This window comes from Haloarcula salinisoli, assembly GCF_019599405.1.
Taxonomy (GTDB): Archaea; Halobacteriota; Halobacteria; order Halobacteriales; family Haloarculaceae; genus Haloarcula; species Haloarcula salinisoli.
Window position 1 is genome coordinate 1,126,572 of record NZ_RKLQ01000002.1, and the last position, 12,365, is coordinate 1,138,936.

At 65.6% G+C, this 12,365-nt stretch carries 10 protein-coding genes, 1 tRNA gene and 1 pseudogene; 6 read left to right on the plus strand and 6 right to left on the minus strand.

All coding sequences use genetic code 11. From position 1 onward, the window contains the following. Positions 1–90: 90 nt before the first annotated feature. Entirely contained in the window at positions 91–3,234 is a 3,144-nt protein-coding gene (locus EGD98_RS15055) for an adenosylcobalamin-dependent ribonucleoside-diphosphate reductase (RefSeq protein WP_220589180.1), read from the plus strand. Positions 3,235–3,310: 76 nt separating this feature from the next. On the opposite strand, the gene EGD98_RS15060 is transcribed toward EGD98_RS15055, so the two are convergent. Continuing rightward, positions 3,311–3,601 (minus strand): DUF7526 family protein, encoded by a 291-nt coding sequence (locus EGD98_RS15060; RefSeq protein WP_220589181.1) that lies wholly within the window; start codon positions 3,599–3,601, stop codon positions 3,311–3,313. Between the two features lie 336 nt (positions 3,602–3,937). Beyond that, positions 3,938–5,455, minus strand: a complete 1,518-nt coding sequence (locus tag EGD98_RS15065) for a molybdopterin-dependent oxidoreductase (protein WP_220589182.1) — start codon at positions 5,453–5,455, stop codon at positions 3,938–3,940. Positions 5,456–5,551: 96 nt separating this feature from the next. Here EGD98_RS15065 and EGD98_RS21195 point away from each other — a divergent pair, with 96 nt between their 5' ends. Beyond that, the gene (locus EGD98_RS21195) at positions 5,552–5,671 is read left to right on the plus strand and encodes an HVO_2523 family zinc finger protein (protein WP_328763090.1); all 120 of its coding nucleotides are present in this window, start codon (positions 5,552–5,554) and stop codon (positions 5,669–5,671) included. A gap of 156 nt (positions 5,672–5,827) precedes the next feature. After that, positions 5,828–8,677, plus strand: a complete 2,850-nt coding sequence (locus EGD98_RS15070; RefSeq protein ID WP_220589183.1) for a PAS domain S-box protein — start codon at positions 5,828–5,830, stop codon at positions 8,675–8,677. On the opposite strand, the gene EGD98_RS15075 is transcribed toward EGD98_RS15070, so the two are convergent. Together EGD98_RS15075 and EGD98_RS15080 are read right to left on the minus strand one after the other, a co-directional pair. Then, positions 8,652–9,314, minus strand: a complete 663-nt coding sequence (locus EGD98_RS15075; RefSeq protein ID WP_220589184.1) for a TVP38/TMEM64 family protein — start codon at positions 9,312–9,314, stop codon at positions 8,652–8,654. The genes EGD98_RS15070 and EGD98_RS15075 overlap by 26 nt on opposite strands. A gap of 91 nt (positions 9,315–9,405) precedes the next feature. Further along, complete coding sequence (locus tag EGD98_RS15080) at positions 9,406–9,585, minus strand: DUF7317 family protein (protein ID WP_220589185.1); 180 nt, start codon at positions 9,583–9,585, stop codon at positions 9,406–9,408. Between the two features lie 204 nt (positions 9,586–9,789). On the opposite strand from EGD98_RS15080, the gene EGD98_RS15085 reads away from it, so the two are divergent. Both EGD98_RS15085 and EGD98_RS15090 read left to right on the plus strand, forming a co-directional pair. After that, positions 9,790–10,167, plus strand: a complete 378-nt coding sequence (locus EGD98_RS15085) for a DUF5830 family protein (protein ID WP_413229588.1) — start codon at positions 9,790–9,792, stop codon at positions 10,165–10,167. 32 nt (positions 10,168–10,199) lie between these two features. Beyond that, positions 10,200–10,352: a hypothetical protein gene (locus tag EGD98_RS15090; RefSeq protein WP_220589187.1), complete on the plus strand. Its 153-nt coding sequence runs from the start codon at positions 10,200–10,202 to the stop codon at positions 10,350–10,352. On the opposite strand, the gene EGD98_RS15095 is transcribed toward EGD98_RS15090, so the two are convergent. Continuing rightward, positions 10,349–11,296, minus strand: coding sequence for a DUF7115 domain-containing protein (locus EGD98_RS15095; RefSeq protein WP_220589188.1), 948 nt, complete (start codon positions 11,294–11,296; stop codon positions 10,349–10,351). The two genes, EGD98_RS15090 and EGD98_RS15095, sit on opposite strands and share 4 nt — an antisense overlap. A gap of 109 nt (positions 11,297–11,405) precedes the next feature. On the opposite strand from EGD98_RS15095, the gene EGD98_RS15100 reads away from it, so the two are divergent. Beyond that, positions 11,406–11,550 (plus strand) — tRNA-Met (locus tag EGD98_RS15100). A gap of 27 nt (positions 11,551–11,577) precedes the next feature. On the opposite strand, the pseudogene EGD98_RS21310 reads toward EGD98_RS15100, so the two are convergent. Next, a pseudogene (locus EGD98_RS21310) lies at positions 11,578–11,943 on the minus strand (halocyanin domain-containing protein); the annotation flags it as partial. Positions 11,944–12,365: the final 422 nt, after the last annotated feature.

Here is a 12,365-nt window from a genome sequence, read left to right on the forward strand (position 1 = left end):
CCTATTCGCCGCCAGAAATGACCGGAACTCGGAACACACCAAAACGGGACATCGGCTGCCAGCGGGTCGCAACAGTGGGGAGGACGACGGATGAGTGACGCGGAGCTCACCGCCGACGACCTCACACTGCCTATCAAGCGCACCGAGGGGGACACCCTCGAAGACCGGCTGACAGGTAACGCCTACCACAATATCCTGCCCGCACGATATCTGCGCAAGGACTCGAACGGGGACCTCGTCGAGGACCCGGAGGACCTCTTCGAGCGCGTCGCGAAGAACATCGCACTCGCCGAGGCCGTTTTCGAGGCTGACAAGCAGGACCTCGACATCACGGTCACGCCAGACCAGCTGAAGCCCGACCACCCGCGCCGGGACGAGCTCGCCGCCGAGGTCTTCGGCAAGGGGACCACAGCGACAGACGACGTCGAGACCACGCTCTCGGTGTACAACGTCAACAAGTTCGCCTACGACACCGTCGTCCCGGAGCTGCCCGACGCCGTTCGGGACCACGTCGAGGAGACCGCCGACTCCTTCCAGGACCAGATGGAGTCGCTCTCCTTCATGCCGAACTCGCCGACCCTGATGAACGCCGGCGACGAGCTCCAGCAGCTGTCGGCGTGTTTCGTCGACTCGCCGGCCGACGACATCGACGACATCCACCAGACCGCCAAGGAAGCAGCACAGGTGTTCCAGTCCGGCGGCGGTATGGGCTACGCGTTCTGGAAACTGCGCCCCTATGGCGACCCCGTCGGTTCCACCGGCGGCATCGCCTCGGGCCCCATCACGTTCATGCGGACCTACGACCAGATGTGTGAGACCATCGCTCAGGGTGGCGCCCGCCGTGGCGCCCAGATGGGTGTCATGCGCGTCTCGCACCCGGACGTCATCCAGTTCATCCACGCCAAGAACAAGGACGTCTCCCTGGCCGAGACCCTGCGCCTGAACGACCCCGACGACTTCACGCACAACTCCTTTGCCGAAGCCCTCGAAGAGGCCCGCGAACTCATCGACGAGGACGGCAAAGTTCCCAAGCACCTCCGCAACGCCGTCGAGGGCCACCTCTCGAATTTCAACATCTCCGTCGGTATCACCGACGACTTCATGGAGGCCTACAAGAACGGCGAGGACTTTACCTTCACCAACCCGCGCACCGAAGAGCCCCACATCGCCACCGCCGAGACCAAGGAGCTGTACTCGATGTTCGATCTCGGCGAGTACGTCGAGGTCGGCGAGGAGCTCTCCATCCCCGCCGAGAAGCTCTTCGAGCGCATCGTCCAGGGCGCCCACGAGAACGGCGAACCGGGCGTCATCTACCTCGAACGCGTCAACAAGGAGCACTCCTTCGACGTCGAGGAACACCCCGACCACCAGATTCTCGCCACGAACCCGTGTGGCGAGCAGCCCCTCGAGGAGTACGAGGCCTGTAACCTCGGCCACATCAACCTCTCGACGCTCGCCGCGCTCGACGCCCCCGACTACCGCGTCTGGGCCGACGAGCACGCAGACCAGTACGACTCCCAGGAGGCGGCCATCGACGCCTTCCTCGACGAAGCGCTGGACATGGCGGAGCTCGACCACCGCATCGAGCTCGGGACGCGCTTCCTCGAGAACGTCGTCACGATGTCGGACTTCCCGGTCGAGAAGATAGAGCAGAAGGTCCGCGAGATGCGCAAGATCGGCCTGGGCATCATGGGACTCGCCCAGCTGTACATCCAGCTCGGCGTCGAGTACGGCTCGCCCGAGGCCAACGAGATCGCCCGCCAGGTGATGCGTCACATCAACCACGGCTCGAAGAAGGCCAGCCGCGAACTCGCAGAGGACCGTGGCACCTTCGAGGAGTGGGACAACTCCAAGTACGCGAACCCCACGGAGTACCGCGAGTGGTTCGAGAAACAGACCGGCGAGGACGCCGACGACTGGGCCGAGGGCTTCCCCATCCGCAACCACAACACGACGACCATCGCGCCCACCGGCACCACGTCGATGATCGGTAACACGACGGGTGGCTGTGAGCCAATCTACAACGTCGCCTACTACAAGAACGTCTCCGACGACGTCCAGGGCGACGAGATGCTCGTCGAGTTCGACGACTACTTCCTCCGGGCCTTAGAGGACAACGACATCGACGTCGAGGCCGTCAAGGAGGAGGCCGAAGAGCAGATGGCCAACAACGAGTTCGACGGCGTCGACGGGCTCACCACCGTCCCGGACGCCATCGGCGAGCTGTTCGTCACCACCGGCGACCTCTCGGCGCGTGACCACGCCGGCATCCAGGTCGCCTGCCAGGAGGGCGTCGACTCTGCCATCTCGAAGACGGTCAACGCCCCCAACGACTCCACCATCGAGGACGCCGCCGAGGTGTTCCAGTACATCTACGACCACGGCGGCAAGGGCGTCACCTACTACCGCGACGGCACCCGAAGCAAGCAGGTGCTGACCACGCGGGCCCAGAACACCGAGTTCTCGGATATGGACACCGAGGAACTGGTCGCCCAGCTCGAAGAGATGTTCGGCGGTATCGAGGGCTTCCTCGAGGACGAGGCCGTCCAGGCCGCACTCGACGACTCCGTCCAGGGGATGCTGTCGGCCGCCGACGGCGAGCAAAGCGAGTTCGCCCGCAAGCGCTCCCGACCCGACGTCCTGCATGGTGTCACCCAGCGCATCGACACCGGCTACGGGAAACTGTACGTCAACATCAACGAGGACCCCGAGGCCGAGCGACCGTTCGAGCTCTTTGCCAACATCGGGAACTCCGGTGGCTTCACCGCCTCCTTCACCGAGGCGCTGGCCAAGACCATCTCGACGGCGCTCCGTTCGGGTGTCGACCCCGAGGAGATCGCCGACGAACTGCAGGGTATCCGGTCGCCGAAGGTCGCCTGGGACAAGGGCGAGCAGATTCAGTCCATCCCGGACGCCATCGGCACGGCCCTGCGTCGCTACCTCGACGGCGACGTCGACAAGGCCTACCCGCAGCAGGTCACCTTGGAGGAGACCGCCGAGGAGGAGCAGGCCCGCGAGCAGTCCGCCTCTCACCAGACGGACGGCGGGCCACAGGCCGCTGACTCGGGCGCACAGACCGACGCTGGCCCGCAGGCCGACGCGGGCACCGACAGCGCCCAGCAGGACCTCATCGACGCCGGCGAGAGCCCGGAGTGTCCCGAGTGTAGCTCGATGTCGCTGTACTACTCGGAAGGCTGCAAGACCTGCGAGTCCTGTGGCTGGTCCGAGTGCTGAGCTGCTGAACTAACTACCGCCGCGGCCAACTGGAGCGTGTGACACCGGAGCCGGGTTTCGCCGTACTGCCCGCCCGTTATTCTATTTCGAGGACTTCGTAGACGCCGTCGACAGTGGTGAAATCGACAGTCGCCTCGATTTCGGCGCCTTCTTCGGCCCCCTCGTCCGAGACGAGGGTCACCGGCGTGATGGGGTCGCGTTTGAAAAAGGCGACTACCCGCTCGAAAAAGGACGGCACGCCGCCCTCCCGGCAGACGAGGAGATAGCGCGAGTCGGCCAGCTCCGCGACGGTCCCGTCGAGTTCGTAGTCGCTTTGCTCCTCCGGCGGGACGACGTGGATGACCTCGCCGGTTATCTCTCTGGGCATACGCTATCGTCGGCGTCGAGGCGGATGGGTGTTTCCTGTTTGGGTCGTCGTTGGATTTGATTGTGTGAACAGCCAGAAAGCCCCGGCCAGCTAAACTCGGGGGCCTCGCTGTGCGCTTCCTTCGTGGTTCGAGAGAGCAAGGCTCTCTTGTCATCTGCTCACGGGCGGCGGAGCCGCCCGTTCGCAGGTTCGTGGGACTCGCAGAGTCCCACGCTCATCACGAAAGACGTTCCGCGTCTTTCGAACGACAGCGAGTCGCGGGACCGTAGCCACTCGGGGCTTTCTGGCTGCTTTCGGTGTTCGAGACAATCAGGACAGAGCCAGAAGCAACGATTCCTACGAATTGAACTCCTTCGAGACCCACCCGGAGGGACCGGTCGGCGCGGGGTCGGTCTCCTCGCTCGTCTGGACGTTCCCGTCGCGGTCGACCATCCGGACGACGGCGGTGTGTGAGGAGCCGGGCGGGTCGTAGCTGTACTGCCACTGGCGCCAGGCGTCCTCGGCAGGGCCGTCGCCCTCGGCGGCGGGCAGGGGGTCTGAAAGGGTCGCCTCGGACCACGAGGAGCCGCCATCGGTCGAGACCTCGACTTTCGAGACGCCGCGAAGCCCCGCGTATGCGTGGCCGGCCAGCTGGCGCTGGCCGTCGTCGAGCATCGTGTCGTGTTTGAGCGTCGCGGTGGGTTTGACCGGGCCGGTCCCTTCCCAGCCGCGCTGTTCCCAGTAGCCGTCGACCTCGCGGTTCAGGAGCTCGATTTCCGTGAGCCACTTCGTGTTGACCTCGCCCCAGTGGCCCGGAATCACGGCGCGGACGGGGTAGCCGTGGCCCCGGGGCAACAGATTGCCGTTCATGCCGTAGACGGCCACCCCGCGGTTGAACGCCTCCATGGGGAACTCCACCTCGTAACCGTCCTTGGCCTTGAGCAGCACACAGTCACAGTCGCTCTGGGGGCCGGCCTCCTCGACGAGGCGCTGGAGCGGGACGCCGGTCCAGAGGGCGGTGTCTATCTTGTCGCCGTTTAGCTGGTCGCCGACACAGCGAAGCGTCGAGAACTGGTTCACAGCCTCCATCTCCTGCAGTTCGTCGTAGCTGAAGGTCTCCTCCGACTCGACGGCGCCGGTTATCGAGAGCGTGTAGTCTTCGGCCTTCGCGTTCGGATCGATTGAGTTGATATCGACCTCGAAGAAGTTCTCGCTCACCAGCGGCTCGATACCGTCGATGTCGAAAGAGTTGCGCTCGGCAGTGTCGAGTTTCGCCTGAAGGTCCTCGTTGTCGACGCCCTCGGCGTCCAGCGGTGGGGCCTTCTCGCCCATCGAACTCCCTCGCTGGCCGACACTGACACCGACCGCGGTGGCGCCCAGCGCGACCCCGACCGTCGAGAGGGCCCGTCGGCGTTTCGAGGATATGGGGTCCGTACTGCCTCGATAGGCGTCGAACGCCTGGGCGAGCGCGACGACGGCGACTGCCGGGACGACCGGCCCCAGCGCGAGGACGAGCGTCCGGGTGATGGCGGCGGTGACGAGCCAGGTGAACACCGCCGTCCCGACGGTCGGGAGCAGGCGGTTGTTGGTCTCGCGTCCGGCGAGGACGGCGGCGGTGATGCCTGCGCCAAACAGGAGCCAGGTCAGGGCGACAGCCGTGGCCAGGTTCAGCTGCTGGCCGAGGCTGCCCAGATAGGTGATGGCGAACGTGACGATCTCTCCCGGCATCGTCCGCGAGAGCGTTCGCTCGATAGGCGAGGCGACGAACGTCGGCGTGTAGCCGGTCGCGGCGTAGGAGCCGGCGACGCCGGCGGCCCCGGCGGCGAGACCGACCAGCAGTTGCCCGCCGCGACTGTCGAGCAAGGCGTCTTTCATGGCTACGGCTTGGCAAACCGCCACAAAAGGTGTTTTTCCAACACTGTTCCAATTTCGTCCCAAAGAGCGATATGGCACTGTCCCGTTCGCGGTGGTATGAGCGACGACGCCGGCCGGCCCTGCCCGCTGTGTGACCGGTCGATGTACCACCGACACTGCAAGTACGTCTGCCCGGAACACGGCGTCGTCTACGACTGTGCCGACACGTTCTACTGAGACGGACTGTCGTCGTGCGTTTCCGGAGTATGCCGGCCCCGAACGGCAGATAGCGGAACTAATCTACGAGCACCCGTACGACCGGTCAGGGCCCTGTGACAGCCGCCCCGCCGGGCTGCTGGCGGATTTATAGGGATGGACACGTAGTATGAGCCAATGAGTAGTGAGGGCGACATCCGCGTGCTCCACGTCGACGACGAACGGGAGTTCGCGGAGGTCGCTGCCATGCACCTCGAACGGACTGACGAGGGCCTGGAGGTGGTCAACGAGTTCTCGGCCCGGGACGGGCTGGACCGACTCCGCACCGACCGCATCGATTGTGTCGTCAGCGACCACGATATGCCGGCGATGGACGGACTGGAGTTCCTGAAGGCCGTCCGCGAGGAGTTCCAGGAACTGCCCTTCATCCTCTTTACCGGGAAGGGCAACGAGGAGATAGCGAGCGACGCCATCAGCGCGGGGGTCACGGAGTACCTCCAGAAGGACGTCGGCACCGACCAGTACACCGTGCTGGCGAACCGTATCAGACGGGCGGTCGGCGAGACCCGGGCCAAGTCGGCGCTCCAGGAGTCGGAACGACAGCTCTCGACGCTCATCTCGAACCTGCCGGGGATGGTGTATCGGGCGCGCAACGAGCCCGGCTGGCCGATGGAGTTCGTCAGCGACGGCGTCGCCGACCTGGTCGGCTATTCGCCCGAGACCATCGAGTCCGGCGACGTGATGTGGGGCTCGCTCATCGACGAGGCGGACGCCGACCGGATCGACCCCCTGGTCGAGGCGAGCATCAGAGCCGAGGAACCGTTCGAGGTGAGCTATCGGGTCACGACGGCAGGTGGCGAACACCGATGGCTGTGGGAACGGGGACGGGTCGTCGGGAGGGCGAGGGCTTCGACCTCGAGGGAAGACGGACCCGCCGGCTCCGTCGACAGCGACGACGGCGTCGAGCTGCTGGAGGGGTTCATCACCGACATCACCGCCCGCAAGGAACGCGAACGCGAACTGGAACGCGAGCGGGAGTTCACGGAGACCCTCGTCGACACGCTCGATGACGTGTTCTATCTGATCAACCTCGACGGGGAGTTGCTGCGCTGGAACGACACCACGACGGCGGTGCTGGGCTACAGCGACGAGGAACTCTCGACGATGACGGCCTTCGACCTCATCCCGTCGGAGTTCCACGAGAAGGTCGGCGAGACCATCGAGCGGACCGTCCAGACAGGGCAGGCCACCTTCGAGGCGCCGCTGGTGACGGCCGACGGCGAGCGCATCCGTCACGAGTTCCGGGGGTCGCTCATCGAGGACGGGAGCGGCGACCTGCTCGGCGTCGCCGGTATCGCTCGCGACATCACCGAACAGCGCGAGCGCGAACGGACGCTCGAACAGTACCGGACCCTCGTCGAGAACGTCGGCGACCCGATGTACGTCCTCGACGCTGACGGGCGGATACAGATGGCCAACGACGCCATGGTCGCCCATCTGGGGTACGAGCGCACCGATATCGTCGGCAGCGACCCCGAGCGGTTCATGCCGCCCGAGGACGTCGAGCGAGCGACCGACGTGCTCACCGACCTGCTGGGCTCGCCCGAGCGGACGTGGGAGACAGTCGAGATGCGAACTATCGACGCCGACGGGAACCGGACTGTCACCGAGAACAAGGTCGCACCGCTGGTCGACGCCGACGGCGAGTTCGCCGGCTCGGTGGGAGTGATGCGCGACGTCACCGACCGGAAGCAGCGCGACCGGGAGCTGGGGCGCTACGAGACTATCGTGGAGGCCGTCGGCGACCCCGTATACGCCCTCGACGAGGACGGCACCTTCACGTTCGTCAACGAGGCCATCGAGCCGATGACCGGGTACAGTCCCGCGGAACTCGTCGGCGAGCACATCGGGACCATCATGACCGACGAGGACCTCGCGCGGGGCGACCAGCTCATCCAGGAGCTGCTCGCTGACCCCGACACCGACAGCGGCACGCTGGAGATGGACGTAGTGACGAAGTGGGACGAGCATATCCCGTCGGAGAACAACCTCGCCTTGCTCCCGAGCGACGACGGCTTTGCGGGTACCGCCGGCATCATCCGTGACATCCACGAGCGCAAGGCCCGTGAGAAGCGTCTCTCGGAGTTCGCCTCCGTCGTCAGCCACGACCTCCGGAACCCGCTCAACGTCGTCCAGGGGCGGCTCTCGCTGGCCCTGGAGACCGGTGACGTGGGTCACCTCGACGCCGCTGCCGGGGCAGCCGACCGGATGGAACAGCTCATCGAGGACCTGCTGACCCTCGCCCGCCAGGGCGATGCCGTCGGGAGCGTCGAGCGGATAGACGTCGCGACGGCTGCCGAGGAGGCGTGGGCGAGCGTCGACACTCGAGGGGCGACGCTGGAACTGGTCGATACCGCGACCGTCGACGCCGACCCGGACCGGCTGCAGGAGCTTCTGGAGAACCTGTTTCGCAACGCCGTCGAGCACGGCTCGACGAGCCCTGCCTCGCAGGCTCGGCAGGACGCCGTGGAACACGGTTCCACGGGCAGTCGGCCGGGGGCCGACGACGCCGTCGAGCATGGTCGTTCGAGAGACGGCAAAGCCGTCTCTCGTGATGACGAAAATTCCCAAGGGGAATTTTCGAACCACTCGACGGGCCCTGCCTCGCAGGCTCCGCAGGACAGCGCGGAACAGGAGACGACCCCCCACAGGCCGACGTACGACTCCATCTCCAGGCGGCCGCCCGAGGACGCTCTCACGGTGGACCTGACGGTGACTGTGGGGACGATGTCGGCAGATAGCGATGGCTTGATCGGGTTCTACGTGGCCGACGACGGCCCCGGAATCCCGCCGGAGCACCGCGAGAAAGTGTTCGAACGGGGCTACACCACGGCCAAAGGTGGGACCGGCTTCGGTCTCGCCATCGTCGAGGATATCGCGACGGCCCACGGCTGGTCGGTGCGGGCGACCGAGAGCGAGTCTGGGGGCGCCCGCTTCGAGTTCACGACGAGTCGGGCCGACCGCTGAAGTGTCGGTACGTCGGGCCGGCCAGTACGAGAAGCGAGAGCGAACCCAGCAGGAGCAACAGCTGTGGCAGCGCCTCGATAGAGACGCCCTGCAGCGTCAGCGACCGCATCGACGCGCCCGCGACGACCTCGACGACGACCCACGGAATCTCACCGACGAAGGTGCCGACGACGAACGCCCGCGTCGAGACGCCCGCGAAGCCGGCGCCGTAGGAGACGGGGTCGGCCGGCACCGGCGAGAGCCGGGCCGCCAGGACACCGCGTGTCTCGCCGGTCACTTCGATGATTCGCTGGCCGGACTCGCCCAGCCAGCCGAACATCCCGCCTTGCTCGCCGGCCCGCTCGGCAAAGCGGTAGGGGATGAGACAGGTCACCAGCGCGCCCATCAGCGCCACTGGAATCCCGTATCCGATGCCCAGCACGAAGCCGACGAAGGCCGAGAGCGGCATCGTCGGCCACGCGAAGAACGGGCGGACGAGATACAGCGTGACGATGACGCCCGCGAGATACACCGGGTGGTCGGCGAGATGCATGGCCTCCCCGATGAGTCGAGCCGGGGAGAAGACGACGGCGACGGCGGCGACGGCGGCGACGAGGGCGGCCGAGCCAAGCAGCTGTCGCTTCGCGAGACTGTCCATCTACACGTGTGACTGGGGCGGGCCGTCAAACCTCTTGTGGTGGGCGTCAGCGGGGATACTATATAAAAAAGCCGGAGGGGAGCCTCCGGTGTTAGTTGCGTGTCGTCGTTCCGACGGCGCCCTGGTCTTCGGACCGGAGGGTGATGCCGCGGGAGCGGAGTTCCGACGCGAGTTCGCTTTCGTCAACGCCTGCTCGTGCCGCTATCTGAGAGAGGCTCAGCTCCGTCGTCTGGTACATTTCGACCGACTCGCTGAGTGGTGTGTAAGTCATTGCACTCGAATAATACGACTCGATTGTTATAACTCTTGTCCAAAAAACGATACATATGTCATAGATAGTCAGACAGAATAACGGACTATCAGCATATATAGTTCTATAGATGGACAAACGTCATAATCAGTTGCGTTCGGATTGCAAGCCGTTCCCACGAACTCGACACCGCCAGCGGTAAGGATTAATCCGGTCGCACTCCTCGTGGCTGGTGTGTCCGACGACGCGCCCGACCCCGTGGAACTCGGGGTGGAACTGCTCGCCCACCTGGAACAGGAGTCGCTGTCGGTCGCCGAGGCGATGGACCGCATCGAGACGGTCACCACGAACCCCGGCGTCCAGCGCGAGATTCTCGACACCGCGGCGATGCGCGGCGTCATCGACCGCGAGGACGGGCTCGTCCGGCCCACCTCGGGCGGGACCTACGTCAGCTTCGACGCCGACGTGGTGGTCCGGGAGGGCGACTTTTCGTGTGAGCGCTGTGGGGCCGCCATCAGCACCGGCCACTTCGTCCAGTTCGACGGCGGCGAACTCGGGCCCTTCGGCTCGACGTGTATTCGAAAAGTGCTGGGGAGAGAGTAGGAGGACTCGACCGACGGGAGAGTCCTCCGAACGTGCGAGCGGCGGAGCCGGAGAGCAGTAGCGAGGCGCTGAACGAAGTGAAGCGCCTGGGACAAAGCGAGCGGCGGAGCCGCGAGCATAGCGAGGAATCGAGCGCAGCGAGATACCTCGAAAGCGAACCGGCGACCGGTATCCTGACTGTCTAGCGACCCTGTCGCAGTTCCTCGATGAGCGTCTGGATGGTCTCTTCCTGGGCCTCGATGCGTTCGTTCTGGCGCTCGATGGCTGTCGTGAGGTCGGCGACCTGCTGTTCGAGGGCGGCGATGTCGCCGCCGTCGTCGGCGCTGTCGGTTGCGGGGGCGACGGTCTGGGTGCTGGGCTCCGACGGCGCCGTCGTCTGGGTCGGCGCCGCCGTCTCGTCACCGTCACCCTCGTCATCGTCGTCGCTCACCAGCGGGTCGATGCCGCTCTCCAGTCCCAGCCCGCTGCTGTCGTCGGGTTCGTCCTCGGCGTCGGTCGCTACCTTCGCGTTGAGGTCGGAAAGCGACGCCACCTCGTGGAACGCAAACAGCGCCTCCTGGAGCGTCTTCCGGACCGCGGCGGCCTGGTCACTGGGCGCCTTGATTCGCTCGGGGCGGTCGTCGACGACGAGCACGATGGCCGTCGCGACCGACCCCTTCTCGAAGTCAAGGCCCGTGACGGCGTCGAACGGGTAGGACTCGAAGTCGTTGTCCCAGGTGACGCTGCCGATGTGTTTGAGCAGGCGCCCCTCCGTAATCACGAGCGTGAGCTCACTGAACCGGAAGACGCCCGTGACCTGCTCTTCGGCGTCGATGGCGTTCGAGGCTCGCAACGTGCCCTCGATGAGCCGTTCGAGGACGGCGTCGGCGCGGCTCCCGGGGACGCCAAAGTCCCGTTTCCCGTCGGTGTAGACGAGCGTGAACTTCGTCTTCCGACGTCCTTCCGAGATAGTCAGTCGTTCGAAGTCGAAGGGGTAGGCCGCTACCTTCTCGTCGCTCAGCAGGCCTTCGCCACGGTAGACGAGCGTTCGTGTCGACGTGAAACAGACCGCGTCCTCGTCACCGAGGGTGACACCGGCCTGGATCTCCTCGTCTCCAAGCTCCTGTTTGACGAGGTCTGGAATATCCATGCAGGGTGGATACCAGCGCGGTGGCTTAAATCCCCCGACCGTGTGAGGGCGCCACAGTCTCCGGGGAGATGAGAACCTTCAATACGGCGAGTGGCAAAGCACCGAGTGCGCCCGGGTGGCTTAGCTGGACATAGCGCCGCACTCATAGGGTCACACGACTCATGCGGTACCACACCGGCATGACCCGTGGGGTGCTCGTCACACCCCGGACCTGGGTTATGCGGAGATCGAGGGTTCGGAGCCCTCCCCGGGCATTTCTAAACCGTCACGGACTACTCGCTCGTCGGATAGTCGTCGCCGACGATTATCGACCCCTTCATGCCGAGACTCTGGTGGGGTGCACAAAAGTAGTTGTAGATGCCGTCTTCCTCGAACGTGTACGAGTAGTTGACGCCAGGCTCCCCGATTGCGTCACCGGAGTCCAGCGGACCGTCGCCGGTGGATTCGACGGTGTGGGCCCCACCGGCGCCGGTCCACTCCCACAGCACCGTGGCGCCGTTGTCGACGTGGACTGCGGGCGGCCCGAATCCGAAGGGGCCGCCGTTGGCTTCGACGCCGACGCCGACTGTGATTTGTGAACGCCTGCGGGCGTCCACGATGGTCCCGTCGTAGTTGTCCGCCGGTGCCAGATACGAATCGACTGCCGGGCGTGGGTTGGTAGTGGGCGTACCCGGTTCCTCGGTCTGGGTCGGCGTCTCCTCCGGGGACGGCGTCTGCTCTGGTGTCGGTGTCGACTCCGTGTCGGTCTCCGTAGCGGTCGGTGTCGACTCCGTGCCCGTCCCAGTGGCGGTCGGCGTCGGGTCGCCGGCCGACACGGTCGGTTCGGACTCGGCGCCGTCGGAACAGCCGGCCAGTCCCGCCGACGCCGCCCCAGCCAGAAGTGCAACGACCTGTCGTCGTGTCTGTCGGTCTGCCATACCGTGGCGTGATAGCGCGGAGATATAAAATCGGTGCTAAATGGCCGAATTAAAGCGAGGGTATCGGTCACACCTGTTGGTCCCGACCAGGACGGCCACACCGGCGAGTGACCGCTCGCTGTCTGCGCTGTGGCCGACGGGGAGCCAGCGAG

Bases quoted from the DNA above. Each gene is read 5' to 3' on its own strand.
- EGD98_RS15065 (WP_220589182.1), bottom strand. From the start codon at position 5,455: ATGAAAGACGCCTTGCTCGACAGTCGCGGCGGGCAACTGCTGGTCGGT.
- EGD98_RS15055 (WP_220589180.1), top strand. From the start codon at position 91: ATGAGTGACGCGGAGCTCACCGCCGACGACCTCACACTGCCTATCAAG.
- EGD98_RS15080 (WP_220589185.1), bottom strand. From the start codon at position 9,585: ATGACTTACACACCACTCAGCGAGTCGGTCGAAATGTACCAGACGACG.
- EGD98_RS21195 (WP_328763090.1), top strand. From the start codon at position 5,552: ATGAGCGACGACGCCGGCCGGCCCTGCCCGCTGTGTGACCGGTCGATG.
- EGD98_RS15095 (WP_220589188.1), bottom strand. From the start codon at position 11,296: ATGGATATTCCAGACCTCGTCAAACAGGAGCTTGGAGACGAGGAGATC.
- EGD98_RS15070 (WP_220589183.1), top strand. From the start codon at position 5,828: ATGAGTAGTGAGGGCGACATCCGCGTGCTCCACGTCGACGACGAACGG.
- EGD98_RS15060 (WP_220589181.1), bottom strand. From the start codon at position 3,601: ATGCCCAGAGAGATAACCGGCGAGGTCATCCACGTCGTCCCGCCGGAG.
- EGD98_RS15075 (WP_220589184.1), bottom strand. From the start codon at position 9,314: ATGGACAGTCTCGCGAAGCGACAGCTGCTTGGCTCGGCCGCCCTCGTC.